The organism is Hydrogenophaga sp., assembly GCF_041633695.1.
Taxonomy (GTDB): Bacteria; Pseudomonadota; Gammaproteobacteria; order Burkholderiales; family Burkholderiaceae_C; genus Hydrogenophaga.
The window spans coordinates 1-1,765 of the sequence record NZ_JBFJMY010000660.1 but is presented as its reverse complement, the minus strand read 5'-3'; the positions used below and the strand labels follow the sequence as shown (position 1 = coordinate 1,765).

Annotated in this window: 2 protein-coding genes; both read left to right on the top strand. The window is 66.3% G+C overall.

Annotation, left to right across the window (positions count from 1 at the left end):
* Positions 1-934, top strand: a 934-nt coding sequence (locus ABYB95_RS22950) for a transglycosylase SLT domain-containing protein (RefSeq protein ID WP_372662499.1), incomplete at its 5' end; no start/stop codon positions are given.
* A 157-nt stretch (positions 935-1,091) separates the two neighbouring features.
* Positions 1,092-1,765: beta-ketoacyl synthase N-terminal-like domain-containing protein (locus ABYB95_RS22945; protein WP_372662496.1), on the top strand; the 674-nt coding region annotated here is incomplete at its 3' end.

Genomic DNA, 1,765 nt, shown 5'->3' with positions numbered 1-1,765 from the left:
TGCCATGATCCGCCGCCACTCCCTTTTGCTGAGCCTGTGCGCCCTGCTGCTGGGCGTGGCCGCCAGCGCACGCGCCAACAGCCCGGTGGACGCGACGCAGGTGCTTGCGTGGCGCGAACAGGCCCGCGCACTGGAGCACGGCGAAGGGGTGCCCAAAGACGCGGATGCCGCGATTGCGCTGTATTGCAAGGCCGCCCTGGCCGGCGACACACAGGCCCACTACGACCTGGGCTGGATCTACGCCAATGGCCGTGGCACCGAACGCAACGACGCGTTTGCGGCCTACTTTTTCCAGCAAGCCGCCGACCAGGGCGACGCCATGGCCCAGCGCATGCTGAGCCGCGTGGGCGCGGAAAAAGCACTGCCCCCCTGCGTGCAAAAAGCCCAGGCGGAGGAACGGGAGCGGCTGGCGCGCGAAGAAGCCGCCCGCGCCCAGCAAGAGCTGGAAGCCCAGGCCCGCCACTACGAAACCCTGGCCGAGACCGCACAGCAACGCCAGGTGCTGGCCTTGTTGCAGCGGCTCGCACCCGAATACGGCGTACACCCCGGCCTGGCCTACGCGGTGATCCGGGCCGAGTCCAACTTCAACCCCCAGGCGGTGTCGGAAAAAAACGCCCAAGGCCTGATGCAGCTGATACCGGAAACCGCAGCCCGCTTCCGTGTGCGCAAACCGATGGACCCGGAACAAAACATCCGTGGCGGCCTGTCCTATTTGCGTTGGCTGCTGGCCTATTTCGAAGGCAATGTGCCGCTGGCCCTGGCCGGCTACAACGCCGGTGAAGGTGCGGTGGAGCGCTACCGCGGCGTGCCGCCCTACCCCGAAACGCGGGGCTATATCCGCCGCATCCAAGAGGTATTCAAGCTGCAGCAGCAGCCGTTCGACGCCCGGGTGACACCCCCCTCTTCCATGGGCCTGGCGTCCACCCGCAACTGAGGCCGCGCGGCCACTTCGCGTGGTCTTTTTTCGCGGTGCTTGGTAGTAACCCCATGAGGTAGTCCTACGACTATCACGTTGTGTGCGGCGTTCCTAGAATCGCCAACAACAAGGCAGCGCAGCAAGCGGTGCCAAGGGGTTCAGGAGACAAACGGCTATGAGAAACGCGCACATCGCGGGATGGGGGCATACCCCGTTCGGGCGTCTGGATGGACACGATCTGGAGAGCCTGATACTGCAGGCCTGCGCGCAGGCCGTGACCAGCGCCGCCATCGATCCCGCCGACATCGACGCCGTGTTCGTGGCGCACTTCAACGCCGGCATGGTGCCCGATGGCTTCTGCGCCAGCATGCCGCTGGGCCTGCACCCCGGTCTGCGCTTCAAGCCCTCGGCGCGGGTGGAAAACGCCTGCGCTTCGGGTGCGGCGGCCATCCACGCCGGCATCCAGGCCATCGAGTCGGGTCAGGCCCGCACCGTGCTGGTGGTGGGTGCCGAAAAAATGACCGCCGTGGACAACGCACAGGTGACACAAGCCCTGGCTGGCGCCAGCTACTGGCGCGAAGAAGGCGCCTTGGGTCTGAACTTTCCACGCATTTTTGCGCGCATCGCGCAGCAGTACTTTGATCGCCATGGCGACCATGCGGACACGCTGGCCCGCATCGCGGTCAAGAACCACGCCAACGGCGCGCGCAACCCCCTGGCCCATATGCGCCGCGCGCTCGATTTCGATTTCTGCAGCAAGGTGTCCGAACGCAATCCCTTGATCGCGGCCCCGCTGCGCAAGACCGACTGCAGCACGGTGGCCGACGGTGCCGCCGCCCTGGTGCTGGT